Source organism: Dactylosporangium maewongense, from assembly GCF_039531485.1.
Lineage (GTDB): Bacteria > Actinomycetota > Actinomycetes > Mycobacteriales > Micromonosporaceae > Dactylosporangium > Dactylosporangium maewongense.
On the sequence record NZ_BAAAQD010000038.1, the window covers coordinates 69176 to 93562 of the forward strand.

At 68.7% G+C, this 24387-nt stretch carries 23 protein-coding genes; 4 read left to right on the forward strand and 19 right to left on the reverse strand.

Annotated elements, in window-relative coordinates:
- Positions 1–6 precede the first annotated feature (6 nt).
- From ABD332_RS52745 to ABD332_RS52790, 9 genes are all read right to left on the reverse strand, one after another.
- Positions 7–462: a hypothetical protein gene (locus ABD332_RS52745; protein WP_344513430.1), complete on the reverse strand. Its 456-nt coding sequence runs from the start codon at positions 460–462 to the stop codon at positions 7–9.
- Positions 459–2084 carry a GMC family oxidoreductase gene (locus ABD332_RS52750; protein WP_344513432.1) on the reverse strand — a complete coding sequence of 542 codons (1626 nt, stop codon included), beginning with the start codon at positions 2082–2084 and terminating at the stop codon, positions 459–461. The genes ABD332_RS52745 and ABD332_RS52750 overlap by 4 nt, the downstream gene beginning before the upstream one ends.
- A gap of 152 nt (positions 2085–2236) precedes the next feature.
- Positions 2237–3010: an N-acyl homoserine lactonase family protein gene (locus tag ABD332_RS52755; protein ID WP_344513434.1), complete on the reverse strand. Its 774-nt coding sequence runs from the start codon at positions 3008–3010 to the stop codon at positions 2237–2239.
- Between the two features lie 16 nt (positions 3011–3026).
- A complete protein-coding gene (locus ABD332_RS52760) occupies positions 3027–4151 on the reverse strand; it encodes a mandelate racemase/muconate lactonizing enzyme family protein (protein ID WP_344513436.1) in 1125 nt (374 codons plus the stop codon).
- A gap of 396 nt (positions 4152–4547) precedes the next feature.
- Complete coding sequence (locus tag ABD332_RS52770) at positions 4548–5108, reverse strand: type 1 glutamine amidotransferase domain-containing protein (RefSeq protein WP_344513440.1); 561 nt, start codon at positions 5106–5108, stop codon at positions 4548–4550.
- Positions 5109–5242: 134 nt separating this feature from the next.
- The gene (locus tag ABD332_RS52775; protein WP_344513442.1) at positions 5243–5968 is read right to left on the reverse strand and encodes a cysteine hydrolase family protein; all 726 of its coding nucleotides are present in this window, start codon (positions 5966–5968) and stop codon (positions 5243–5245) included.
- 56 nt (positions 5969–6024) lie between these two features.
- Complete coding sequence (locus ABD332_RS52780) at positions 6025–7143, reverse strand: ABC transporter permease (protein ID WP_344513443.1); 1119 nt, start codon at positions 7141–7143, stop codon at positions 6025–6027.
- 53 nt (positions 7144–7196) lie between these two features.
- Entirely contained in the window at positions 7197–8732 is a 1536-nt protein-coding gene (locus ABD332_RS52785; RefSeq protein WP_344513445.1) for a sugar ABC transporter ATP-binding protein, read from the reverse strand.
- A 55-nt stretch (positions 8733–8787) separates the two neighbouring features.
- Positions 8788–9828, reverse strand: coding sequence for a sugar ABC transporter substrate-binding protein (locus ABD332_RS52790; protein ID WP_344513447.1), 1041 nt, complete (start codon positions 9826–9828; stop codon positions 8788–8790).
- Between the two features lie 256 nt (positions 9829–10084).
- On the opposite strand from ABD332_RS52790, the gene ABD332_RS52795 reads away from it, so the two are divergent.
- Entirely contained in the window at positions 10085–11698 is a 1614-nt protein-coding gene (locus tag ABD332_RS52795) for an MFS transporter (RefSeq protein ID WP_344513449.1), read from the forward strand.
- A gap of 199 nt (positions 11699–11897) precedes the next feature.
- Here the strand turns inward: ABD332_RS52795 and ABD332_RS52800 are convergent, their stop codons facing one another.
- Genes ABD332_RS52800 through ABD332_RS52815 form a run of 4 tightly spaced genes read right to left on the reverse strand, consistent with a single transcriptional unit; the run spans position 11898 to position 16731 of the window.
- Positions 11898–13031 carry a sugar ABC transporter substrate-binding protein gene (locus ABD332_RS52800; protein ID WP_344513451.1) on the reverse strand — a complete coding sequence of 378 codons (1134 nt, stop codon included), beginning with the start codon at positions 13029–13031 and terminating at the stop codon, positions 11898–11900.
- Between the two features lie 48 nt (positions 13032–13079).
- Complete coding sequence (locus ABD332_RS52805) at positions 13080–14102, reverse strand: ABC transporter permease (RefSeq protein ID WP_344513453.1); 1023 nt, start codon at positions 14100–14102, stop codon at positions 13080–13082.
- Complete coding sequence (locus ABD332_RS52810) at positions 14102–15130, reverse strand: ABC transporter permease (protein ID WP_344513455.1); 1029 nt, start codon at positions 15128–15130, stop codon at positions 14102–14104. Before ABD332_RS52810 ends, ABD332_RS52805 begins: the two co-directional genes overlap by 1 nt.
- On the reverse strand, positions 15127–16731 hold the full coding sequence (locus ABD332_RS52815; protein WP_344513457.1) for a sugar ABC transporter ATP-binding protein: 1605 nt from the start codon (positions 16729–16731) through the stop codon (positions 15127–15129). The genes ABD332_RS52810 and ABD332_RS52815 overlap by 4 nt, the downstream gene beginning before the upstream one ends.
- Before the next feature lie 120 nt (positions 16732–16851).
- Here ABD332_RS52815 and ABD332_RS52820 point away from each other — a divergent pair, with 120 nt between their 5' ends.
- Both ABD332_RS52820 and dhaL read left to right on the forward strand, forming a co-directional pair.
- Complete coding sequence (locus ABD332_RS52820) at positions 16852–17850, forward strand: dihydroxyacetone kinase subunit DhaK (protein ID WP_344513458.1); 999 nt, start codon at positions 16852–16854, stop codon at positions 17848–17850.
- A 1-nt stretch (position 17851) separates the two neighbouring features.
- The gene (gene dhaL, locus ABD332_RS52825) at positions 17852–18499 is read left to right on the forward strand and encodes a dihydroxyacetone kinase subunit DhaL (protein ID WP_344513459.1); all 648 of its coding nucleotides are present in this window, start codon (positions 17852–17854) and stop codon (positions 18497–18499) included.
- Between the two features lie 347 nt (positions 18500–18846).
- On the opposite strand, the gene ABD332_RS52830 is transcribed toward dhaL, so the two are convergent.
- From ABD332_RS52830 to ABD332_RS52850, 5 genes are all read right to left on the reverse strand, one after another.
- Complete coding sequence (locus ABD332_RS52830; protein ID WP_344513460.1) at positions 18847–19572, reverse strand: FadR/GntR family transcriptional regulator; 726 nt, start codon at positions 19570–19572, stop codon at positions 18847–18849.
- 170 nt (positions 19573–19742) lie between these two features.
- Entirely contained in the window at positions 19743–20462 is a 720-nt protein-coding gene (locus ABD332_RS52835; protein ID WP_344513462.1) for a gluconate 2-dehydrogenase subunit 3 family protein, read from the reverse strand.
- Between the two features lie 30 nt (positions 20463–20492).
- Entirely contained in the window at positions 20493–22160 is a 1668-nt protein-coding gene (locus ABD332_RS52840) for a GMC family oxidoreductase (protein ID WP_344513464.1), read from the reverse strand.
- Positions 22161–22273: 113 nt separating this feature from the next.
- Positions 22274–22798 (reverse strand): type 1 glutamine amidotransferase domain-containing protein, encoded by a 525-nt coding sequence (locus tag ABD332_RS52845; protein ID WP_344513466.1) that lies wholly within the window; start codon positions 22796–22798, stop codon positions 22274–22276.
- Between the two features lie 64 nt (positions 22799–22862).
- A complete protein-coding gene (locus ABD332_RS52850) occupies positions 22863–23576 on the reverse strand; it encodes a cysteine hydrolase family protein (protein ID WP_344513467.1) in 714 nt (237 codons plus the stop codon).
- 221 nt (positions 23577–23797) lie between these two features.
- Between ABD332_RS52850 and ABD332_RS52855 the strand changes: the two genes are divergently transcribed.
- Positions 23798–24133, forward strand: a complete 336-nt coding sequence (locus ABD332_RS52855; protein ID WP_344513469.1) for a transposase family protein — start codon at positions 23798–23800, stop codon at positions 24131–24133.
- Here ABD332_RS52855 and ABD332_RS52860 read toward each other — a convergent pair.
- On the reverse strand, positions 24123–24387 hold a 265-nt coding region (locus ABD332_RS52860; protein ID WP_344513471.1), incomplete at its 5' end, for a dienelactone hydrolase family protein. The genes ABD332_RS52855 and ABD332_RS52860 overlap by 11 nt on opposite strands.

Genomic DNA, 24387 nt, shown 5'->3' on the forward strand with positions numbered 1-24387 from the left:
TCTCTATCAGGCCCTGGGCTGGGCGTCTGGCGTGGGCCGGTAGATCGGACCGCGCGCGATGACCGGGTCGAGGGCGCCGCCGGACAGGTAGTGGTCGGCCTCGTCGGGCAGAGCGGGCTTGGGCTTCGGGGCGTTGCCGGGCAGGCCCAGCGCCTTGGTGACCGCGGGATTCATCAGGTACGAGCCGGCGACGACGAAGCTGAGCGTGTCGAAGAGCGCAGGCTGTGCCTTCTTGAGCCGGTCGACGGCCAGCGCCGGGTCATCGTCGCCGTCGAGGGCCGCGACCAGCCCGTCGAACAGGTCCGGCCGCGCGGACAGGGCCCGGTCGACCCACTTCTCGTGGACCTTGGCCTGGCTGGCGCTGGGCAGGCCCGCTCCTGCGGCGATGAGTACGTCGGCGAGTGCGGCCAGACGCTCCCGCTGGGCGTTGGTGAGCCGTCGCTCGATCTGGTAGACCGTCACCGTGCCACCTCCAGGTTGGTGTGGTTGTCGCTGATGTAGGTCGCGACGCGCTTGGCGTTGGCGCAGATGGTCGCCGTGATGTTCACGCCGGTCGACGTCGGGAAGACGCTGCCGTCGATGACGAACAGGTTGGGCACGTCGTGGCTGCGGCAGTACTTGTCAACCACCGAGCTCTCCGGGTCGTTGCCCATCTTCGCGGTGCCCATGATGTGTCCCGAGGTCCGGTTGCGCTCCGTCACCCAGGTCCGCACCGCACCGGCGGCCTGGTGGGCCTCGAGCGTGCGGGCGAGGTTGAAGTCGAGCATCTTGTGGGTGTTCTCGGACGTGCGGTAGTGAATCTTCGGTGCCGGCAGGCCGTCGGAGTCCTGCAGATCCGGCGACAGGGAGACGTAGTTGGTCTCCTCCGGCAGGTCCTCGGGGACCACCGCCCACTCGAGCAGGTGACCCACCGCCTGACGCATCTTGACGGTGAACTGATCGCCCCAGAACTCCTCGTCCCGCACGCCTTCACCCGTGGTCCAGCGCGAGACGGTCTGCAGGGGGCTGTCCGAGGGCATCAGCAGCCACTTGCAGCCGCGTACGAACCCGCGGGAGGCCTCGGTCTCGTAGAACTGCATCGACTCGATGTACTGGCTCGGGCCGACCCAGTCGTCGAGCTGGTCCTCGTAGATGCCGACCGACGTGGCGTACGGATGCACCATGAGCCGCTTGCCGACCAGCCCGCTGGAGTTGCCGAGGCCGTCGGGGTGCCGGTTCGAAGCCGACATCAGCAGCAGCCGCGCGGTGCCGATGGCGTTCGAGGAAAGGATGACCAGCGACGCGGGCTGGAAGTACTGCTGGCCGTCCTTGATGTACACAGCGCCGTTGGCCAGGCCCCGCTCGTCGGTGGTCACCTGCGCCACCCGGGCGCCGGAGATGACCTTGGCACCCGCGCGCATCGCGGCCGGGAAGTGCGTGACATCCGTGGAGCCCTTGGCACCCGACGGGCAGCCCATGCGGCAGATGCCGTACCGGACGCACTGGGCCTGGCTGTGGTGCGGGGCGTTGCTGGGGATCGAGTCGTACCCGGGCCACCAGTGCCAGCCGAGCTTGTTCATCCCCTCGGCGGCCTTGCGTCCGGTCTTGTTGATCGGGAACGGCGGCAGCGGCGGGTTGTAGCCGGCCGGGTAGGCGGGGTTGCCGGCCAGACCGGAGACGCCCATCTCCACGTCCATGAGGTTGTAGAACGGCTCGAGCTCCTCGTAGGAGATCGGCCAGTCGTCAGCCACGCCGTCGAGGGTCCGCACCCGGAAGTCCGAGGGCAGCGCCCGGCTCCAGCAGGCGGCGTACAGGATGCTGGAGCCGCCCACGCCGCCGTACATCCACATCGGAACGTCGGACTCGGAGTTGTCGACCGGGTAGTCGTCCTTCTTGCCGCGGACGTTCGGGTCCGGGTGCCACTGCTTGGCCGACAGGAGGGCGAATTCCGGTTTGTTGCCGGGAAGCTCACTGCGGTCCACCCAGTTGCCCTGCTCCAGCACGACAACCTTGAACCCGGCCTCGGCGAGATGCTTCGCGGCGACACCGCCGGAGGCTCCCGCGCCGACGATGAGCACGTCGGCCATGTCGTTTGTCGGCTTCACGCAAAGCCCTCCTTCATCGACCCGACGCGCCGCCGGGCAGATCCGTGAAAAGTCGTCTGGAAACTCAGTTGTCAGGTGGTCTGATGACCTGATGTCTATGATGAACCTAGGGTCGTCGTCACGACCGTGTCAACGAGTTGTTGCTGGAAATTTCAGGCCGAGGACGGCTCGCTCGGCACCGTCAAACGGGGAAACCCGGCGGACTGAAAGCTGCTGATCGTCGGGTCGTGGTTGATCAACACGGCGTCAGCCAGCGACGCGATCTTCCGCAGCGACGTCAGCGCGCTCGTCACGTTCTCCACCACTCCAGGTGGTGCGGGTAGCCGGAAGTTGTCGACCAGACAGGCAGCGTCGCCGGCGACGCAGAGGACACCCTCCGCGGTCTGGACGAGGACGGACTGGTGGCCGGGGGTGTGCCCGGGGGTGGCGATGATGCGGATCCCCGGCAGGACGTCGAAGTGGTCGGTGCCGACGAACCGGTACTGCATGTAGGTCACGGCCTCGTCGGTCCAGCCGAAGTCGTAGGACCAGGCCTGGGTGGCCACCGGATTCCGGGCGAACTCCCACTCCGCGGCCGACACGTAGAACTGGGCGTTCGGCAGGGCGACGTTGTTGCCGGCGTGGTCGAAGTGCAGGTGCGAGTTGATGACGACATCGACGTCGTTGGGGTGCCAGCCGAGCTCGGCCAGTGCGCGCGGAAGCGTCTCGGATGGCGGCTGGGCACACGGGAACCGCTCGTTCCACCGCTCGGGCTCGGCCAGGCCGGTGTCGATGAGCATCCGCGTCGAACCGGCCTGCACCGCAGCCCCCCAGGTCGGGATCTCCACCGGTTCGCCGGCGCCGGCGCCGAAGGTCAGGGCGCTGCGGTCGACGACCATCGTGCCCAGACGGACGGCCGTGACCGTGTACTGAGGGACGGTGGTCATCTCGGCACCGGCGCGCTCATTTGTCGACCCTGAAGCGTACGTGCGCGTCGGGGGCGAGCTCCACGCCCAGGCCCGGCCGGTCCTGAACCTCGACGTAGCCGTCCTTGACGACGAGCGGATCCACGAGCAGGCCGTCCCACCCGGGGCCACCGTAGGCGTCGACCTCGATGAGCGGCGCGTTCTGGCACGCGAGGATCATGTGGAGACCGGCGGCCAGGGCGACACCCGTGCCGGAGGAGCACGCGATGTGCGGCACGCAGGTCAGGTTCCAGGTGCTGGCCATGTCGGCGACGCGCTTGGCCTCGGAGATCCCGCCCACGCTGGTGCAGTCCGGCTGCAGGATGTCAAACGTCCGCCGGCGCAGCAGGTCGATGTACTCGTACCGGGTGAGCAGGGACTCCCCACCGGCGAGCGCGATGCCGACCCGGTCGGCCAACCAGCTGTGGTCGTCGACGTACTGGGTGACGCTGCGGGACAGGATGGGCTCCTCCAGCCACGACACCTTCAGTGACTCCAGCTCACGAGCCAGGTTCAGCGCTCCGCGCCGGTCATAGGACATGTTCGCGTCGACCATGAGGTCGGCCCGGTCGCCGACGGCGTCGCGTACGGAACCGACGAGATGGACGGCCTTGTCCAGGTCCCCGTCGACCCGCAGCTTGAGCGCGGTGTAGCCGCTCCCCACCGCGGCCGTGGCCTCGGCCACGATCTCCTCGACCGGCTTGAGCGAGGGTGCGAAGTAGGCGCGGACCCGCTGCTTCGCCGCTCCCAGCAGCCGGTACACGGGCTGGCCGGAGACCTTGCCCAGCAGATCCCACAGGGCGATGTCGATGCCGCTGAGGGCGTACGTCTCGATGCCGCGCCGCCCCCACATGTGGGTCGCATCGAGCATGCGCTGCCACAGCGCCGCGATGTCGAGCGGATCGGTGCCGCAGATCATGGGCCCGAGCTGGTTGTTGATGATAGGTCCGACGGTCGGGAAGTACTCGGCGGAGAAGCCGGCCTCGCCGATGCCGGTCACGCCTTCGTCGGTCTCGACCTGCACGACGATGCCGCCTTTGACGCCGACGGCCATCGCCCCCCACCGGAGCTGCTCCTGCAGCGGCGACCCCAGCGGCGTCGCGGTCACGGCAGTGATCTTCATAGAATTCGTTTCCTCGCTCGCTCAGTGCGGCGGGCCTGTGCCCTGGGCACGTGACCACGCCTGAGGTGATGTTCGATCACCCCTGTCCGGTCACACGGCTTGTTCGGTCGTGTCGAGGTTCGTGACGGTGTCGCGCCCGACGTCGCGGATGTGGGCCGCCGCTGCGGAGCGGGCCTCCCGGGGGGACCGCCGGGTCACCGCGTCCACGATCCGGACGTGTCCGGCGTGGGCCCGGGCGCGGCGGTCGGGCAGCACGCCGGCGGACGGGCCGGAGGGTGTGCGTCACGATCTCGACATCGCTTCCCGTTGGTTCAACCCGTGTGGAGCTGCGGCCGGTTCGCGTCGCCGTCGGGCGACGACCACCGGCCGCAGCAAGCCGCTCCGTCAGCCGGAACCTCAGGCGTTCTGGGCCTTCTCCTGCTCGAGGTAGGCGATGATCGCCTCGACGAAGTCGGGCAGGTCCGGGGGCGTCCGGGACGTGATGACGTTGCCGTCCTGCACGACCGACTTGTCGTAGATCCACTCACCGCCGGCGTTGATGACGTCGTCGCGGATCGGCAGGTATCCGGTGGCCTGCCGGCCCTTGAGCGCACCGGCCGACGCCAGCACCCAGCCACCGTGGCAGATCGCCGAGACCAGACGCCCGGCCTGGAACAACTCCCGCACGAGGTTGATCATCGGTGGGTGCAGCCGCATGTTGTCCGGGGCGAAGCCACCGGGGACGACCACGGCGTCGAAGGAGCTGGCGCTGACCTCGTAGGCCGAGGCGTCGGCCTCCATCGGGTAGTGCTCCTTGCTGTCGAACGTCGTCTTGCGACCGCTGCCCACGACGGTCACCTCCGCGCCGGCCGCCTGCAGACGCAGCAGGGGGTACCAGCCCTCCAGGATCTGGTACTCGTCTTCAATCAGCAGCGCGATGCGCACGCCGGTCAGGCTCATCTCGTTGTTTCCCTTCATCTGGAGAACCGGTGCTCGATCCCGAGGCGCTGGGACCGAGGCGGTGACGCGCCGCCTCGGCCGCGCTCCCATCCGGGTGCTCGGCCATGACGGCCGGCCGTCGGGTCTCGCTCGCCGGCCGTCATGCCCTCGCATCAGGCCTTGTCGGCCTGCTCCAGCATCGCGAGGAACTCGACGCTGGTGCGGACGTCGCCGTGGTTGGCCTGGATGTTGCGCAGGGCCTCCCAGTGCTGGCCGTAGCCGAGCGGCTGGTCGGTGTCGCCGGGGATGGCGGCCGGGATGGCGGCGGTGGTGTCGGCCAGAACGATGATCTTGAAGTCCTGGTTGTTGCCGTCGATGGCGGTGGAGATCTGGCAGTTGCCGGTGGACAGGCCGGCGACGACCAGGGTGTCGCGGCCCGCGCGACGCATGTACTCGGTGAGCGGGGTGCCGTAGAACGAGCTGAATCGGTGCTTGCGGATCACCGGCTCGTCCGGCAGCGGCTTGAGCTCGTCGACCAGCTCGTCGCCGCCGTTGCCCCACGAGCCCGGGAAGGTGTCCAGCGAGCCCACGAGCCCCCACTTCTGGTCGGCGAAACCGGCGTCCTTGCCGTCACCGCGCAGACCCCAGAGCGACCACACGACCGGGATTCCCCGGGAGCGGCAGGCCTCGAGCACGTTGACCACGGGCTGGACGACGTCCTTGCCCTCCGGCGCGCCGCCGACGCTCGGGATGTACATGGCGCCACCGAGCTCGGCACACGCCTTCTGCATGTCCAACACCAGCAGCATGGTCTTGTCCGGGTCGATGGTCGGCGCGACCCAGGTGGACCGGTCGATGACCTTGTCGATGTTCTCGTAGGTGAAGTCGAGCGAAGACATTGCTCCTCCTTGGATGACGGTGCTAGACGGGTTCAGGGGGTCGGATCAGTGCCTGCTCACGAGGCGATCGGGGCTTCGTCCCGACTGGCCGGTTCGTGGAGCTGGGGGTTGGTCGCTGACGCGGATGAATTGACCAGCGGTGTGGTGTGCCGGCCGTCACGGCCGGTGAAGATCGCCTTGGCCCTCCGGCCGGCAGCCGCACGAATCGCGGAGCCGCGGCCGGACGTCACGAAGACGGCGATGAGGATCAGGCTTCCCTTGATGATCAGCTGGGGCTCGGCGGGGACGCCACGCAGGTTCATGATGTTGCCGATGACGCCGATGAGCAGGCCGCCGAGGACCGCGGTGACCGGTGAGCCCAGACCGCCGAACAGGGACGCCCCACCGACGACCGCCGCCGCGATCGAGTCGAGCTCCAGCCCTTGGCCCAACTGGGAGCTGCCCTCACCGAGCTGGGCCGCGAGCATGAAGCCGGCGACGGCTGCCAGCGTCGCGGAGGTCGCGTACGCGATGACGAGGTTGCGCCGGACGGGCAGCCCGGACAGGCGCGCCGCCTCGGCATTGCCACCGATGGCGTACAGCGCGCGGCCGAAGGTACTCCACCGCATGGTCACGGCGAACACCACGGTGATGGCGACGAAGATGATGACCTGCACCGGCACGCTGCCGAGCTGACCGGAGAAGAAGTCGATGAACCCCTGGTGATTGATGCGCACGTAGGTGCCGCCCTGGACCAGGTAGGCGAGGCCCTGGACGACTCCCATCATGCCCAGGGTGGCGATGAACGGGGTGATCCCTCCGTACACGACGAGCACGCCGTTGACGACACCGAAGCAGGCGCAGACGGCGAGCACGATGAGCACGGTCCAGACCACGGGTACGCCCTTGCTCATGAGCACCGCGGACAGCACCGTGGAGAACGAGGCGACGGCTCCGACCGACAGGTCGATGCCCGCGGTGACGATCACCATGAACTGGCCGACGGCGAGGACCGAGACCACCGCGCCGGTGATGAGGATGTTGCGGAAGTTGTTGCTGTTGAGAAAGTAGGGCGAGAGCAGGTTGCCGACGACGAGGACGGCGATGATGCTGAGGAACAGCGGACCCTGACGCACGAGTGGTCGCGTCCATCTCGCCGCGCGCGGGGGCGCCTTGGCGGCTGCAGCGTCGCTCACGACTTGGTCTCCTGTCAGTCTCGGTACAGAACTTGGGGCGTTGCTTGATCCGGCTAGCGCAGCAGCGAGACAAGCCGGTCGTGCTCGATGTCGTCGTGGGAGAACTCCCCGACGACCCGGCCGCGTCCGAGCACGTAGATGCGGTCGCACATCAGCGCTTCGTCGATTTCCGAGCTGGAGACGAGGATCGAGCCGCCTTCGGCGAGGAAGTTGCGCATCTCCCGGTAGATCTCTTCCTTGGCGGCGACGTCGATCCCCCGGGTCGGCTCGCTGAGGATGAGCACCCGGCTGCCGGCGAGCAGCCACTTGCCGAAGACGACTTTCTGCTGATTGCCACCGCTGAGGGTGCCCACCGGCTGATCGACGCCGCGGGTCTTGATCGCCAGGGTGCTGGACAGCTTCTTCGCCAGGCGCTGCTCGACGCGCCGGCGCAGGAATCCAAGCTTGGAGACCTGGTTCAGGTCGGTGACCGTGAGGTTCTGCGCCACGCTCATGCCCAGGACCAGACCCTGCACCTTGCGCTCTTCCGGCAGCCAGCCCAGACCGGCCCGGATGGTGGCGCGCGGTGAGCGGGAGGACAGCTTGCGCCCGTTGACGTAGACGTCACCGGCGGTGCGCGACCGACTGCCGAAGATGCAGGCGGCCAGTTCCGACTGGCCGCTTCCCAGCAGGCCGGTCACCGCGACCGCTTCCCCCGGCATGACGGTCAGCGAGATGTCGCGCAGGATGCTCTCGTCGCTGACCGATCGCACCTCGAGCGCGGGGGGCTGGTTCCCGGCCACCGCGTTCGGGTTGAGCCGCCGGTGGGCTCCCCCGCCGACCTGGCCGACCATACCGCCGAGGAGCTTGTCGCCGATCATCTGGCGCACGGCCTCGTCCGCCGTCAGCTCCTGCGTGGACGCCGTGGTGATCTGCCTGCCGTCACGCAGAACCGTGACGCGGTCACAGATGTCGTACACCTCATCGAGCCGGTGCGAGATGTAGAGGATGCTCACCCCGTCGGCCTTCAGGCCGCGCAGAATGGTCAGGAGCTTGTCGACGTCCGGCGTCGGCAGGGTGGCCGTGGGCTCGTCGAGCAGCACGACCTTTGCCTTGTGGTGAACGACCTTGGCGATCTCCACCGCCTGGCGCTCTGCGAGGGTCAGGTCGCGTACCCGCATCTCGACGTCGATGTCGAAGCCGAGCGAGCCCAGCGCGTCACGCGCCTCTCGGCGCAGCTTCGCCCAGTTGACCGCGCCCCCACGCCGGGGCAGGTCGGAGAGGAAGATGTTCTCGGCCGCCGTCAGCTGCGGCACGACGCTGAGCTCTTGGTAGATAGTGTGGATTCCGGCCGCCTGGGCGTCCGCCGGCCGCTGGAACCGGACGGCGCGCCCGCCCATCGCGATCGTGCCGGCGGACGGGCCTTGCGCGCCGGAAACTATCTTCACGAGGGTCGACTTCCCGGCGCCGTTCTGCCCCATGAGGCCGATCGCCTCTCCGGCGTGAACGTCGAGGTTCACGCCGGAGAGCGCCGGCACGCCCGTGTAGCTCTTGGAGATCTCTCGCAGCGAGAGCACCGGAACGCCGGGGGTCGTGCGCACGTGGTTCACCTGATCTCCTGTGTTGGGCGGTTCGGATGCGATCAGCCGGGACGTGTGCGGCCGATCAGTACGGGCTGTCGGCCTTGTAGTACGTGGAGGCGTCGGCCGGCGTGACGACCGTCGGCTTGAGGAAGTAGTTGCCTCCCGGACACGCCTCGGACTGCGGCACGCCCTTGATTGCCTTGTCGAGCATCTGCGAGCCGATGACGCCCTGCTCGTACGGGCTGTTTGCGACGGTCGCGATGATCGGCCCGTTGGGGCTGTCCGCCATCTCCTTGACGACCGACATGCGGGCGTCGTAACCGGCGATGAGGACCTTGTCCCAGGAGCCGGCGCCCTTGAGCGCGGTCTCGATGCCCGGCAGCATGGAGTCGGTCACGGTGAAGACGACCTGGAGGTCGGGGTTGGCCGTGGCGACGGCTCGGACGGGACCGATGGCCCCGTCGGCGTTGAACTTTCCGAAGACGTCCGGGAGCCAGTTCAGGGTTGGGGCGCCGGCGACGGAGGCGTAGCCCTCCTTGAATCCCTTGTCCCGCCGGGAGCTGTTGGAGTCGCCGGGAAAGCCCTTGACCATGAGGGCCTTCGCGGGCCCCGGAGCGTTCTTGGCCTTGAGCGCCTTGGCCATCTCGATGCCCATCTGCCGGGCGTTTTCGACCTCGTCCTCCGCCACGTAGCAGTAGGCCTTGTCGGCCAGGCTCGGGTCGAGGGAGGTGTTGACGAGAACAAAGGGGATCTTGGCGTCCTTGAGCGCCTTGATGCTGGAGCCGACAGCCAGTGGATCGGTCGGATTGAGCACCAGTCCCTTGACGCCCTGGGAGATGAACGTCTGCACCTGAGAGATCTGGGTCTGCGGCTTCCCCTCACCGCCGACGGTGGTCAGCGCGTAACCGAGCTTGGCCATCTCGGACTTGACGCCGTCGGCCTGCACCTCGTACCAGCCGTTGCCGAAGTTCGCCTGGGCGAATCCGATCTTGCCCTTCCCGCCTGAGTCGGCGGCCGCGCCGGCGCCTCCGCCGTTGCCGCACGCCGCCGTCGCCAGCACCAGGGCGGCGGCCGCCGCGACCTGCGCGCCGCGCGCCCGGCCGGCGCTTCGTCCGTTGGCCATCTGCAACTCCTCGAGGTGATTTCTACGCCCGGAACATGCATATCTGGACTCATGACCCGGTGGACTGGTCATCAGGTGGTCTGAACACTAGAGATGATTCAAGGGGGTGTCAACGGGGTCGCACGGCCCTCGTCTTCCCTCTCGGCACCCCGCGACGGGCGCCGGTTACAGGGCCTCGTGCACGTGCAGTGACCGGACATCCGCGAAAATCGCAGCAGCAGCGCGACAAGTCACCCCCAGCGGGTACGTGGCGTGCGTGACCGCGACGCTGGGACAGGTGAGCGGGCCGGCGAGTTCGGCGTGGGCGCCGCTGCGCGTGCCGACGTACCGCGCGCTGTGGATCGCGCTGCTGGTCAGCAACATCGGCACGTGGATGCAGACGGTCGGCGCCCAGTGGCTGCTGGTGTCCACCCCGGGCGCGGACATCCTCGTCGCGATGGTCCAGACCGCGACCACGCTGCCGGTGCTGCTGCTCGCCCTGCCCGCGGGCGCACTCGCCGACATCTTCGACCGCCGGCACCTGCTCATCGCCGTCCAGCTGTTCATGACGATGATCGGTGCCGCGATGGCGGTCGCGACCGTGCTCGGCGCGATGACGCCGGCGCTGATGCTGACGCTGACGTTCGCACTCGGTTCCGGCGCGGCGCTGACGGCCCCGGCCTTCGGTGCGGTCATCCCCGAGTTGGTACCGCGCCGGGAACTGGCCCACGCCTCGGCGCTCGGCGCCGTCAGCGTCAACCTCGCCCGCGCCGTCGGCCCGGCCCTGGCCGGTCTGGCGATCGCACGGATCGGCATCGCGGGCGTGTTCGCGTTCAACGCCCTGTCGATCGCGGTGTTCGCGGGCGTGCTCATCGCCTGGCGGCCGGGGCCGATGACGGCGAGCGAGGACCCGGAGCGCTTCGTGGCCGCGCTGCGCGCCGGCGGCCGGTACGTGCGCCACTCTCCCGTGACCCGCCGGATCCTGCTGCGCTCCACGTTGTTCGTGGTGCCCGCCACCGCGCTGTGGGCGTTGCTGCCGCTCGTCGCGAGCCGGCTGCTGGGCGTCGGCGCGGGCGGGTACGGCGCGCTCATGGGCGCCCTGGGCGTCGGCGCGATCATCGGCGCGATCGCCCTGCCGCACCTGCACCGGCTGGTGCCGACGAACGTCGCCCTGCTCGCGGCCAGCGCCGCCTACGCCGGCTGCCTGCTGCTCATCGCGCTGTGGCACGACATGCTCGCGGTGACCGTCGCGCTCGTGCCGGCCGGCATCGCGTGGGTGGCGGTCCTGTCCAACATCAACGCGCAGATGCAGCTGTTCCTGCCGGTGTGGGTGCGGGCGCGCGGGCTCTCGGTGTACCAGATCGTGATCTTCGGCGGCCAGGCGATCGGCGCGCTGCTGTGGGGCACGGTGGCCACACGCGCCGGCCTGGCCTGGGCCTTCGCGGCCGCCGGCGCCGCGATGCTGCTCGGCGCCGCCACCATCCGGCTGTTGCCGCTGTTCGACACCCACCACATCGACCGGAACCCGACGGTGTACTGGCCGGTGCCTCATCTCGAGCTCGAACCGGAGCCCGAGACCGGCCCGGTGCTCGTCACCGTGACCTACCAGGTCGAGCCGATGAACGAGGCCTCGTTCGTGGACGCCATGGAGCGGGTGGGGCAAGACCGGCGGCGCACCGGCGCGACGCGGTGGCGGCTGTACCGCGAGGGTGAGCATCCGTCCACGTTCGTGGAGGCGTTCCAGGTGCCGAGCTGGGAGGAGCACATGCGCCAGCACTCCCATCGGGCGACGGGCTTCGAGGTCGAAGCGGAGCGCCGGGCGATCGCGCTCGCCGCGACCGCTCCCGAGGTCGCGCACCTGCTGCCGGCCGGTGCCCGGAGCGAGCGTTGAGCGGGCAGCCGGGCAGGATCGCGTCGCACGCCTTCGGCGGCTGCGCCTCCGTGTCGTAGCGCGCGCTGATCGGCAACCGCCAGCGCCTCCTCGACAGTGGTGCTGAAAGGCTGTGCGACCTGATCCGTTCGAATCATGGCTGCTCGACAGCGGGGTGCACGCGTGGCGGCCAGGAGCGGCCGCCACGCGGTTGCCGGGTTCAGACGCCGTACTTCTTCGGCGCCGCGAGGGCCCATTCGGTGTACTGCTGGTGCCAGTCCACATTGGTCTTGTCGACGACCTGGGTCGGGTTGTTGCTGAACTGGGTCACCGACTGGCCGAGCACCGCGGAGACGAAGATCGCCTCGATGAGGTTCTGCCCCTGGTCGACGCCGCCGATGTCGACGGTGGCGGTCAGCTTGCCGGCCTTGATCTGCTTGTACCCCGAGACCAGTCCGTCGGCGCCGATGGTCAGAATCCCGTCGGAGCCGTCCCAGTGCTTGAGGCCGGCGGTGTCGATGGCCTGGGAGGCGCCGAGCGCCATCTCCTCGTTCTCGCCGTAGATGGCTTTGACGTCCCGGTTCTTGGTCAGCAGGTCCTGCGCGGCGGCAAAGCCCTTGTCGCGCACGTAGCCGCCGTCGGCCTCGCCGACCACCTTGATCCCCGGGTTCTCGGCGAGGGCCTTGTTGAAGCCGATCTTGCGGCCACGGGTCCAGTCCGACCCCGACGGGCCCCAGATCTGCAGGATGTTGCCCTGCCCCTTGAGCTTCTCGGCGATGTACTTGCCGGCGAGGTAGCCGGACTGCCACCGGTTGTCGTAGCCGACGTTGGTGACGGTCTGCAACTGGTCCTCGGGGTACAGCTCGGCCGGCTGATTGAACTGGTAGATCTTGACACCCTTCGCCGTGGCGTCGCGGTACAGGCTCTGCACCGTCGCGAAGTTGGCGCCCGTGCAGACCGCGACGGCGTCGAACTTGCGCGACACCCACGACTGCACGATGCCGAGGGTGCCCTGGACGGCGTTGAAGTCACCGACCGGCGCCTGCCGCTCCCAGACCCAGCGGCAGCCGAACCGCTGCTCGTACTCGTGCATCTTGCGCCAGGCGGCGTGCTCGATCTGGGTGAAGTTCTCGGAGAGGACCGGCGGGGTGAAGCCGACCTTGATCTCCCTGCCGTTGACGATCTTCTTGACGGCCTCGTCGAACGACTCGCTGGCGGCGGCGCCACCGCCACCCGCCCCGCTCGCCGCGCCATTGGGCGAGCACGCCGCCAGCGACCCGCCCGCGCCGATACCGGTCAGCAGCGCGGCGGTGCGCAGCATCCCTCGCCGAGATAGTCCATCGAAGTTGGCCATGTCGATCTCCTTGGGGTGTGGTCTTGCCAGTCGGACGGGGGCGGGAGTTCAGCGACGGGGAGCGCCGATCGATCGGGCGATGCCGCTCCACGCCTGGTTCGCCAGGACGGCGAGGACGAGGACGAGACCGGTGACGACGGCCTGCCAGCTCGACTCGACGCCGGTCAGGTTGATGATGTTGCGGGTCAGGGTCAGGGTCAGGGCGCCGACCAGCGCGCCGATCACGCGCCCTCTGCCTCCGGACAGCGATGCGCCGCCGATCACGGCCGCCGCGATGGCACTGATCTCGTAACCGTTGCCGATCAGGGGCGGCACGGTGGTCGTGCGGCCGGCGATATGCATGCCCGCGACGGCGGCCAGGAGCCCACTGATGACATACGCGGCGATCTTGATGCGGTCGACGCGGATGCCGGCGTTCATGGCGCCGGTCGCCGAGCTGCCGACCGCATAGAATTTCACGCCGTATGTGGTCCGGCGCAGGAACACCGAGACCGCGACGCCGACCACGACGATCAGCAGCATCGGCACGGTGATCGGTCCGACGATCTGGCGCAGCCCGCCGATGTAGTAGTACGCATCGGTCATGTAGCCGAGGATCGGCACGCCGGCGGTCCAGTACAGCAGGAACCCGCCGGCCAGGCCGAGCATGGCCAGGGTCGCGATGAAGTCCGGGATGCCGAGCTTCGTGATGAGCAGCCCGTTGACGAGGCCGATGCCGGCACCGACGGCCAGTGCGGCGAGGAACGCGACGGCCAGCGGCACCCCGTTGTTCAGGCAGCTGGCCACCACGCCGGCGCTCAGGCCCATCACCGACCCGACCGACAGGTCGAGGCCGCCGGCGATGAGGACCACGGTCATGCCGACCGCCAGGAAGCTCACGGTCATCATCGAGTTGATGATGTTGGTGAGGTTGCCGGAGGTGGCAAACGCCGGCTCGGTGAGCGCCATCACGACGGCCACGACGACGAGCAGCACGAGGATCCCGAACAAGGGATCGCGCAGAATCCGGATGCGCAGGGCGGACGTCCGACCGGTGGTGGCGGGCACCCGCTCGGTGGTGAGGGTGGTCATCATTGCCCCTTAGTTGTCGCCGGCTGCAGGTCGCCGGCCGGTGCCTGCACAGGTTGGGGGGTGCGCAGCGTCAGAGCGAAGCGACGGACACCGCGATCCACAATCACGCCGACGAGGATGCAGAGGCCGGTGATGATGGAGAAGATGAGCGGGTCCACGCCCATCAGCCGGAAACCTTGCTTGAGGGTCACGAGCAGCAGCGCGCCGAGTGCCGCCTGCCAGATGCCGCCCCGGCCGCCGGCGAGACTCACTCCGCCGAGCACCGCCGCGGCGACCGCGACGAGCTCGTAGCCGCCGGCCATGCCGGCCTGGACGGAGTTGAGGCGGGCGGCGAGCAGGACACCGCCGAAGCCGGCCATGGCGCCCGACACGAGGTATGCGTAGACCTTGAGCCGCCCGACGTCGAGGCCGGCCACCAGCGCCGGCGAGCTGCCTGTGCCGGCGGCTCGGATCCGGCGGCCGAAGGCGGTCCTCACGAGCACGAGGTGCAATGCCGCGATGACCACGACGGCCAGGATCATGGCGCTCGTCAAGCCGCCGACGGTCGTGCCGGCGATGCCCAGGAACGCCGCGTCGGGCGTGCCGACCAGTTGCACGTGGTCGGTGAGCACCACAAGCAGGCCGGCGGCGATGTTGAGCGTGCCGAGGGTGACGATGAAGTCGTTGAGCCGGAACCTCACGATCACCAGGCCGTTGACGAGTCCGAAGGTCAGCCCGGTCCCGACCCCGACGAGGACGGACACCACCGAGTTGAACCCGTGCATCGATGCCCACAGCGAGGTGCCGGCACTGAGGCCCAGGACGGCGCCGACCGAGAGGTCGATCCCACCGGCGATGATGACGAAGGCCAGCCCCGCCGTGATGATGAAGATCGGTACTTCTTCGTTGAGGTAGTACTTGACGGAGTCGCCTTCGGCGAACGACGGCACGGCCAGCGCGAAGCCGATGGCGACGGCCACGAAGGCCAGGAGGATGGGGACGCCCTCGATTCCGAGGAACCGAGCGGCGCCGGAGCGGAAGTTCTTCATCGGTCAGCTCTCGATGCCTTGTCGATGATGGCGTGCTTGACGGCGTCGTAGCCCTCTGTCGCCACGCGGTGGGGAATGTCGCGGACCTCGCCGACGAGCGCTCCACGGTTCAGCACGATCACCCGGTCGCACAGACTGATCAGTTCGGAGAACTCCGAGGCGATGACGATGACCGAGGTGCCCTTCTCCACGACGTCCCGGATGAGGCGGTGGACCTCGGCCTTCGCGTGGATGTCGATGCCCTGGGTCGGTTCGTCGAAAATGAGGATCGACGGCTTGGTGTTCAGACAGCGGGCGATGATCGCCTTCTGCTGGTTACCGCCGCTGAGGTTGCGGATCGGCTCGGCCGGGCTTGGGGTCTTGATCCCGAGGCTGCGGATGTACGAGTCGGCGAGCGCGCGCTCACGTCGCCCGCGCAGCACACCGGCCGCCGTGACGGGGCCGAGCTCGGAGACCGAGATGTTCTCGGCAACCGAGAAGTCCGGCAGGATGCCCAACTGCTTGCGATCCTCGGGCACCATCGCAAGGCCGGCCTTGTATGCCGCCTTGGGGTGTGCGATCCGGCGGGGCCGTCCGTCGATCTCGATGCGGCCGGAGCTCAGCTTGTCCAGGCCCATCAGGGCCCGCACCAGCTCGGTCCGCCCGGCGCCGGCCAGCCCGCCGATGCCGAGGATCTCCCCACGCCGCACGTCGAAGGAGATGTCGCGGAGCACCCCGGGCCGGGTCAGGTTCACCGCCCGCAGCCGCGGCCGGTCGAGCTGGTCACCGGCCCGCCGCCGCGACGGCGCCAACGTCTCGGCGGACTCCATGAGCTGCGTCGCATCGCCGCCGAACATCTGCACCGCCAGTTCGCGCCTGGTGAGTGCGGCGGTCTTGGTGCGAGCGACGGTGCGCCCGTCGCGCATCACGGTCACCACGTCGGCAAGGCCGAAGACCTCGTCGAGGTGGTGGGTGACCCAGATCAGGGCGACGCCCCGGCGTTGCAGACTGCGCATGTGCTCGAAGAGCAAGGTCTTCTCGTGCTCCTCCAGGCCTGAGGTCGGCTCGTCGAGGATCAAGATCTTGGGCGGTACAGCGAGAGCCTTGACGATCTCGATGACCCGCTTCTTGAGCGCCCCGAACTCGCCGACCGGGCGCCACAGTTCGGACCTGGTGATGCCGAACTCGCCGGCGAGGTCCTGGATCTGGCGGGCGATCTGGCGCCGGTTGAGCAGCACCGAGCCTTTGCCGGTCAGCGCTTTCTCCCGCCCGAGAAAGATGTTCTCCAGGACGGTCAGGTCGGGCACGGTGGACAGTTCCTGGTGGATGGTGCTGATGCCGAAGGCTTGCGCCTCCCGGGGATGCCCGATGGACACTTCCCGGCCGGCCAGTTCGATGGTGCCGGAGTCCGGTATGACGAGGCCGGACAGGACGTTCAGCAACGTCGACTTGCCCGCGCCGTTCCCGCCGAGCAGGGCGTGGATCTCACCGCCGTGCACCAGCAGGCTCACCCCGTCCAGGGCCTGAACGCCCTGGAAACGCTTGTGAATGTTCGTCATACGCAGGTGCGGAGCGTCCGCGGACCGCTGCGCCTCGTCGGGCACGGGAGATGGCGTCTCCATACCTGCTCCCTCCAGAACAACTGGTCTTGTGATCGGGTGGTCGGACCAATATCCTGAGACCCGCACCACAAAGTCAAGAGGTTGATCTCAGTTCTCCTCGACAGAGAGGAAGCGGGCAGGATGCAGAAGATGATGGGCGACGCCTCGACGGTCGTCCCGGACTACCTGCGCGGGCTGGCTGCCGCTCATCCCGGTGTCGTCGAGTACGACCCGGAACACCGCATCGTCGTGCGCCGGGCACCGGTCCGCGCCGGCAAGGTGGGCCTCATCTCCGGCGGCGGCTCTGGCTGTGAACCGCTGCACGCCGGCTATGTCGGGCTCGGCATGCTCGATGCCGCGTGCCCCGGCGAGGTGTTCTCATCCCCTGTGCCGAACCAGATCATGGCGGCGACCCAACGCGCCGACCACGGCGCAGGGGTGCTGTACATCATCAAGAACTTCGGGGGCGAGGTGATGAACTTCGGCCTGGCCGCCGAGATCCTGCGCCGCAAGGGGATCCGGATCGAGAAGGTCCTCGTCAACGACGACACGTCGTTCCCGCCGGAGCTGGCGGGCCGGCGCCGCGGCCTGGGCGCCACCGTGCTGGTCGAGAAGATCGCCGGCGCCGCCGCCGAGGAGGGGCGCCCCCTCGACGACGTGGCCGCCCTCGCCCGCCGGGTCGTCGAGCACAGCCGGACATTCGGCGTCGCGCTCAGCTCCTGCACCAACCCCAGGACGGGGCGGCGCACGTTCGAGCTGCCCGACGGGGAGTACGAGGTCGGTGTCGGCATCGGCGGCGACCGCGGCCACGAACGCAGGCCCCTGCCACCGGTCGACGAGATCGCCGACGTCATGCTCGATCGGATCACCGTCGAACTGCGGTCCCAGCCCGGCGACCGCGTCCTGGTCCTGCTCAGCGGCCTCGGCTCGACCCCGGCCATCGAGCTGTACGGGCTGTTCGCGGCGGTCGCGGACCGCCTCGGCAAACATGGCGTCGAGCCCGTCCGGAGCCTGGTCGGCGACTACATCACGTCGCTCGACTCGCACGGCGCGCTGTTGACGGTGCTGCGCGCCGACGACGAGCTGCTCGAGCTCTGGGACCGGCCCGTACACACTCCATCGCTGCGCTGGGGAGCATGAGATGACCACGACGCTGTCGCAGGGCACTGTGACGACATGGCTTGAGCGTTTCTGCGCCGAGGTCATCGCGGCCGAGTCCCACCTGAACGAGCTCGACGCCGCCACCGGCGATGGCGAGCACGGCTCGAATCTCGCCCAGGGCGCCGCCGCGGTGCGGGCCCTGCTGAAGGACCGCGAGTTCGGCGACGTTCAGGACCAGCTGGCGGCTGTCGCCATGGCCATCGTCAACTCCGTCGGCGGCGCCAGCGGGGCGCTGTACGGCACGTTCTTCCTGCGCCTGAGCGACGTCGGCGAGGGCCGGAGCGCACTGGACCTCGCCGCCCTCACCGAGGGCCTCCGCTCCGCCCTGGCGGGCATCCGGGAGCTCGGTGGCTCGGCTCCCGGCGACAAGACGCTCCTCGACGCGATCCACCCGGCCGTCACCGAGCTCGAATCATCTGCCACCCGACCCGCCGACCTCCTCACGGCCCTTGACCGCGCCGCCGCGGCTGCCGAGCATGGCCGCGACGCCACCGCGTCCATGGTGGCCAGGATGGGGCGGGGCAGCTACCTCGGCGATCGTAGCCGTGGACACGTCGACGCCGGCGCGACCTCGATGGCAATGCTGTTGCGCTGCCTGCACGTCAGCGCCGAGGAAGCCGGTGCATGAAGTCCTCGTCGGCACCACCTCCGGGTATGCGCTGATCGACACCGGCAACGACCCGGGTGTCATCGACGATCCCGTCGCCACCTGGGCGCCGGACCCAGCGGCTGCTACCCGCCCGCGCGTGCGCCGCACCAGCACCCGGCCCGGCAGCTGCCGGGGCTCACGCCGCACGACGTACGGGCCGTGGTCCACACGCATCTGCACCACACCACGCCGGCGGTGGGCGTGTCTCTTCGCGACGGCCGGCCGACGGGCCGGTGCACCGGGCGAGAACGATGCACCTTCGCTGCCGGACCGCAAAGCGCCGCTGCCGGTCGGTCCGGCAGCGGCGCGTATGTGTTGTCGCCTCGCTACTTGCGCTCGGCAGCCTGCTCCAGGTGTTCGACGATGTCCCGCTCGACCTCACGGATGTGGGCCAGCGCCGCGGTGCGCGCATCACGCACCCGGTGACCGATGATGGCCTGGACGAGCGCGACGTGTCCGGCGTGCGCGTGCGAACGGCGGCCGGGCAGTTTGATGACGCGGTGTGAATACTTGAAAAAGAGCGGTTCGATGCTCTCCATGAGCCGCAGCAGCAACCTGTTCTTGGTGGCCGCGACGATGGCGCGGTGCAGTTCGGCGTCGAGCTTGACGAACGCGTCGTCACTCAGCTGCGGGTTCTCGGCCTCGGTCAGGATCCGCTGGAGGTCGGTGGCTTCCGGCGCGGTGATCCGCCGGGCGGCAAAACTGGCCGCGTCCGGCTCGAGCGACAGGCGGACCTCGAACAGCTCCGGCACGGTGAAGTCGTCGAACACCAGCAGATCGGACAGCTTGGGCATCGTCTTCTTGTCGCTGACGACAAAGACGCCGCGGCCGTGGTCGGTCCGCAGCATGCCGTTGGCCTCCACGACGCGGATCGCCTCCCGCATCGAACTGCGCCCGACGCCGAACCGCTCGGCCAGGACGCGCTCCGGCGGCAGCTTCTCCCCCGGCTTGATGTCGCCGCGAGTAATCAGTTGCTCCAACTGGGCCGCGACCGAGTCGGCGACCTTCAGCCGGCGGACCGGCTCGATGCCGCCGGGACCGATGCCGATCATCTCCGTAACCCCCTTCCGCCAAGCGACCGTAGGACCCTGTTCACATCGACAACGATGCCGAAACAATGGTCAGGTGACCTGAACACGAGAATACCATTGCCGTTTTGCCACCGACCCGTCTGACAGCACCGGTGGGATCCGAGCGGCGCGCCCGGACCCCACGCGCTCGGCTACTGGGCGGCCGGCTGGAACGGGTGGTCTCGCAGGTGCGGGACCAACTCCTCCCAGGTGTAGTCGCCCGGCATGAAATATTGGGTCGTGTCGTAGGTGCCGTCCATGGTGTCTTTCAGCGACTTCGGACCAACGAAGCCGATGACCTTCCAGCCCATGTGGTCCTTGTTCCCGCCGTACACCGGGTCGCAGTAGAACCCTTGCTTCGTGTGCAGGCACAACGCGGGAAAGAAGCCCAGGCCCTCGTCGAACGTGCCCTGCAGGAACGTGGTCACCGCCTCCGTCGTGCCCAGGGTGACCTTGGAGGGCTTGGGCGCACCGGAGAACGCTTCCAGCACGCGGTCCTGCTGTTCCTCGGTCAGGTCCTTGAAGTCGGCGTCGTAGCTCTTCCGGGCCGCCGCGTCGAGGTCGCGGATGCCCTCGCGGTAGGTCTGCTGCATGTCCCACATGCGGGCCCGCCACGCCTCGGCGAACTTGCCCGTCAGCTTGAGGAACCCGCTGCCGTCGGCCGCGGCGAAGATGTAGTCGATGCCGGACAGGTACCGGTCGATGAACACGACGACCCGCGCTTCACGCGCCCCCGGGTCGTGGTCGGTCGGGATGATGCGGGCGGTGGCGGCCTCGACCGTCTCCCACTCGTGCTGGGTGAAGAACAGCCGCTCGTCCGAGTCGGGGTCGATCGGCGATCCGACGATCTCCCAGTCTGCCTTGAGGGTCACAAGTCCTCCTTCCTCGGTGAAACGCGTTGGCTAGGCGACCTTGATGTGCTCTTCGCGGCCCTTGGCGTACGTCTCGACGATGTAGTCGCACGCACGCCAGGCATTGGCCATCATGGTCAGCGTCGGGTTGACACCGGTTGAGGTCGGGAAGCCCGAGCCGTCCACGACGAACAGGTTGTCGATGTCGTGCGTCTGGCACCACTCGTTGAGCACCGACTTCGCCGGGTCGTTGCCCATCCGTGCCGTGCCGTGCTGGTGACAGGTGTTGCCGGTCATCCGGTCGAGGTATACCGGCACCGTCTTGCGCGCGCCTGCCACCTCGAGGATCTCGGCGTTCTTGTCCACCTGCCACTTGCTCATGCGCACGTCGTTCTCGTGCGGCCGGTGGGTGATCCGGGCCACCGGCAGGCCCCACGCGTCCTTGACGGTCGGGTCGAGGTCGACCCGATTGGACTCGCGCGGCATGTCGTGCAGGATCGCGCCGATCTTCATCGCGTAGTTGAAGTAGTCGCGGTCGGCGTCCTTGAGGGCACTGCCCCAGCTCGGCCGGCCCGGGAAGACCCAGTTGACGGGGTGAACCGTCTGCGAGGCCGAGATCAGGCAACCGCCGATGTGGCCACGGTCCTTGCCGGTCTCGTAGAACTCGAACGTGCCGCCGCTGATGTAGTTGCCGGCCCAGCCGTACAGCGGGTCGTCGACCTCCTTGTCGAACAGGCCGACGGCGAAGACGTACTCGTGGAAGGTGGCGTTCTTGCCGACCAGACCGCTGGAGTTGGCCAGGCCGTCGGGGTGCTGCGCGGAGCGTGACATCAGCATCAGGCGGGCCGACTCGATCGCCCCCAGGCTCAACACGACCACCTTGGCGTCCTGCTCGACTTCGCGTCCTTCCGGGTCGATGTAGACGACTCCGGTGGCCCGGCCGTCCTTGCCGACCTTGACCTCCCGGACGAAGCATTCGGAGCGCAGCTCGAAGTTGCCGGTCGCCACGGCTTCCGGGATGAACGTGGTGAGGGTGTTCGACCGGGCGCCGCTCGGGTCGCCGTACTGGTTCCAGAAGCTGGTCTTGTTGAACGGGTCGCGGCCCTTGTGCCGGTTCGTGACCATGGCGTGCGGGATCGGGAACGCGTTGAACCCCATCTTCTTGGCGGCGTCATAGAAGCGCCGGCCGAACCGGGTCGGCCGCAGGGGCTCGCTGGGGTACGGGCGGCTGCGGAACGGCTCGTACTTGTCCGCGCCGGCGACGCCGGAGACGCCGAACTCCCACTCCACCTTCGTCAGGTACGGCTCGAGGTGCTCGTACCGGATCGGCCAGTCGGCGAGGCTCGCGCCCGGAAGGTCGCCGTGCAGCGAGCGCTGGATGAAGTCCGACTCGCGCGGTCGCGGCACCCAGCCGGCCCAGTGGTTGGTGCCGCCGCCGACGAGCTGCGGGGTCGGCGAGAACGGGAAGACCTCGGCGACCGAATGCTCGTCGTGGCGCAGCGTCCGGGGGAACAGCTTGGGGTCCGGCCACAGGTAGTTGCGGTTGACGTACTTGACCTCGTCGCCGGAGTAGTGCTCGTGCGCGCGCAGCCAAGGACCCCGGTCGAAGCCGACGACCTTCATACCGGCCTCGGCAAGCACCTTCACCGCGGTGCCACCGGTCGCGCCGAGCCCGACGACGATAGCGTCGACCGGCTCCGGCTTGGACGAATAGGCCATATATCTCTCTCCTCTCGAACGGGCGTTCGGTGGCAGGGGCGGCACCGAAGGCGATCACCGGACCTGGGTCGCCGCCCGTCCTGGCGGGTCCGGCGGCAACCGACGGCAGGTGGTCAGGCGCGCCCGAGGTACTCGACGATGGCCCGGCCGAACTGAGGCAGGTCGACCGGTGTGCGGGAGGTGATGACGTTGCCGTCCTCGACGACGGGCGCGTCGACCCACGTGCCGCCCGCGTTCTCGACATCGGTCTTGATCGGCAGGTAGCCGGTGATCTTCCGCCCCTTGGTGGCCCCGGCCGAGGCGAGCATCCAACCGCCGTGGCAGATGGCGGCGACGAGCTTGCCCGACTCGTACGCCTCGCGGACGAGATCGATCATCTCCGGGTGCAGGCGCATGTTGTCGGGGGCGAACCCGCCGGGAATGATGACCGCGTCGAAGTCGGCGGCGGACACGTCCGGCGCGCCGGCGTCCGCCCGCATCGGGTAGTGCTCCTTGCTGTCGTACGACTCCTTGGTGCCGCTGCCGATGACCCGGACGTCGGCGCCGGCCTCCTGCAGGCGCAGCAAGGGGTACCAGCCCTCAAGGATCTGGTATTCGTCTTCGATCAGCAGGGCCACGCGCTTGGCTGAAAGCGACATCTCACGTTCCTTCTCTTCGTACTTGCGTGTTGCTCGGTGTTTCGGATGCCGTCGAGGATGGCGGTCAGGCGCCGATCATCCGGAGGAACTCGACGCTGGTGCGCACGTCGCCGTGGTTGGCCTGGATGTTGCGCAGCGCCTCCCAGTGCTGGCCGTAGCCCAGCGGCTGCTCGGTGCCACCGGGGATGGACGCGGGGATGGCGGCGGTGGTGTCGGCCAGAACGATCATCTTGAAGTCCTGGTTGTTGCCGTCGATGGCGGTGGCCATCTGGCAGTTGCCGGTGGACAGGCCGGCGACGACCAAGGTGTCGCAGCCCGCGCGGCGTAGGTACTCGGTCAACGGCGTGCCGTAGAACGAGGAGAACCGGTGCTTGCGCATCACCGGCTCGTCGTCGAGCGGCTTGAGCTCGTCGACCAGCTCGTCGCCGCCGTTGCCCCACGAGCCGGGGAAGGTCGACAGCTGGCCTTCGAGGCCCCACTTGCGGTCGGCGTAGCCGGCGTCCTTGCCGTCGCCGCGAAGGCCCCACAGCGACCAGACGACCGGGATGCCCTTGGCACGGCACGCCTCGAGCACGTCGACCACAGGCTGGACGACGTCCTTGCCCTCCGGCGCTCCACCGACGCTCGGGATGTACATGGCGCCCCCGGGCTCGGCACACGCCTTCTGCATGTCCAGGACGAGCAACATCGTCTTGCCCGGATCAATCGTCGAAGCCACCCAGGTTGACCGGTCGATGACCTTGTCGATGTTCTCGTAGGTGTAGGTGAGCGAAGACATCGATCCTCCACTGGCATCCAAGGGCGCGGAGGCCCAGTTCCCACGGTCAAGGTCGGCTCGAGCCCGGCATGCGCCGCAACTTTGGCAGCTGGCGTCCGTTCACCGAACAGCTGATCCGGTGAGCAGGTGGTCTGAACACTAGCCCAGTCAGCAGCAGAGTCAAGGGGTACCTTCGGCCGACTTCTGCGCGGTTACGCCCGCTGGCGAGCCTGCCGGTGGCGGTGGCCTGCCCTGCGTGTGGGCGGCAGACCGGGCGGGTGCATGCCTACCACGTGCGGCGGTTGGCGGACCTGCCGGTCGGTGGGCGTGGGGTACACCACGAGGTGCGGGTGCGACGCCTGACGTGCCGCAACGTCGAAGCGATCCGCCAGGGCGCAGCCGGCGCGGTGCAGGTCAGTGACCAGTGGCAGCTGTGGCACGGGCTCGCCGCTGCGGTGGGGAAGACGGTCATCGCGCACAGCGACTGCTGGCACGCCGGGCCGCCCCGGCAGACCCGTGCCCGTCAGCAGCGCAGACCGCCATCGCCGCGGCGGCTGGCCGCCTGGCTCATGACCTGACCTGACGACCTATCCGAACCGCACCGTCGGCACCTGACCGGCCTCGTCGCCTGCTGCCCGCCGATGACCGCACTGGCCGCAAGGCCGTCAGCTCGCGCCAGCTGCGGGCGTCGGCCGCCGGGTGGTACGCGCCGCCCGGCAGGGTGAATCCGTGCTCGGCGCCGGAGTACGTGATGACCTGCCAGTCCAGGTCGGGGCGGGTGCGCAGCTCGTCCTGGAAGGCCGCCACCGCCTCGTCGGGCACCACCGGGTCG

Bases quoted from the DNA above. Each gene is read 5' to 3' on its own strand.
- ABD332_RS52755 (WP_344513434.1), bottom strand. From the start codon at position 3,010: ATGACCACCGTCCCTCAGTACACGGTCACGGCCGTCCGTCTGGGCACG.
- ABD332_RS52760 (WP_344513436.1), bottom strand. From the start codon at position 4,151: ATGAAGATCACTGCCGTGACCGCGACGCCGCTGGGGTCGCCGCTGCAG.
- ABD332_RS52770 (WP_344513440.1), bottom strand. From the start codon at position 5,108: ATGAAGGGAAACAACGAGATGAGCCTGACCGGCGTGCGCATCGCGCTG.
- ABD332_RS52775 (WP_344513442.1), bottom strand. From the start codon at position 5,968: ATGTCTTCGCTCGACTTCACCTACGAGAACATCGACAAGGTCATCGAC.
- ABD332_RS52790 (WP_344513447.1), bottom strand. From the start codon at position 9,828: ATGGCCAACGGACGAAGCGCCGGCCGGGCGCGCGGCGCGCAGGTCGCG.
- ABD332_RS52800 (WP_344513451.1), bottom strand. From the start codon at position 13,031: ATGGCCAACTTCGATGGACTATCTCGGCGAGGGATGCTGCGCACCGCC.
- ABD332_RS52805 (WP_344513453.1), bottom strand. From the start codon at position 14,102: ATGACCACCCTCACCACCGAGCGGGTGCCCGCCACCACCGGTCGGACG.
- ABD332_RS52810 (WP_344513455.1), bottom strand. From the start codon at position 15,130: ATGAAGAACTTCCGCTCCGGCGCCGCTCGGTTCCTCGGAATCGAGGGC.
- ABD332_RS52815 (WP_344513457.1), bottom strand. From the start codon at position 16,731: ATGGAGACGCCATCTCCCGTGCCCGACGAGGCGCAGCGGTCCGCGGAC.
- ABD332_RS52820 (WP_344513458.1), top strand. From the start codon at position 16,852: ATGCAGAAGATGATGGGCGACGCCTCGACGGTCGTCCCGGACTACCTG.
- dhaL (WP_344513459.1), top strand. From the start codon at position 17,852: ATGACCACGACGCTGTCGCAGGGCACTGTGACGACATGGCTTGAGCGT.
- ABD332_RS52830 (WP_344513460.1), bottom strand. From the start codon at position 19,572: ATGATCGGCATCGGTCCCGGCGGCATCGAGCCGGTCCGCCGGCTGAAG.
- ABD332_RS52840 (WP_344513464.1), bottom strand. From the start codon at position 22,160: ATGGCCTATTCGTCCAAGCCGGAGCCGGTCGACGCTATCGTCGTCGGG.
- ABD332_RS52845 (WP_344513466.1), bottom strand. From the start codon at position 22,798: ATGTCGCTTTCAGCCAAGCGCGTGGCCCTGCTGATCGAAGACGAATAC.
- ABD332_RS52850 (WP_344513467.1), bottom strand. From the start codon at position 23,576: ATGTCTTCGCTCACCTACACCTACGAGAACATCGACAAGGTCATCGAC.